1 protein-coding gene is annotated in these 265 nt (G+C 37.4%); it reads right to left on the bottom strand.

Annotation, left to right across the window (positions count from 1 at the left end):
• The coding region (locus SB724_RS20530) for a 7TM diverse intracellular signaling domain-containing protein (RefSeq protein WP_410572752.1) at nt 1–265 on the bottom strand (265 nt) is incomplete at both ends.

Here is a 265-nt window from a genome sequence, read left to right as displayed (position 1 = left end):
GAAGCAGAATTGTGCTCAGCATAAGTAATAGAGGCAGCATTAACTGTTGTAGGCCTGCTATGCTTGAGGGAGCATAACGAAACCCAAAACCACCTATATAAGCTAAAAACAGGCTGAGCATCAATGTAATCACACCTGCATAAGCAAAATAATGTTTACGTGAAAAAGCAAATAAAACTATGCTACTGATAGCCAGTGAAAAAATAAATCCAATCAGCAATCCATAAAGCAAGTTAACCATGCTTTTATGGGCTAATAATGCATC

This window comes from Bacillus sp. SIMBA_031 (assembly GCF_046535225.1).
Lineage (GTDB): Bacteria > Bacillota > Bacilli > Bacillales > Bacillaceae > Bacillus > Bacillus velezensis.
The sequence above is the reverse complement of the archived record's forward strand: the minus strand, read 5'-3'. Positions and strand labels throughout refer to the sequence as shown.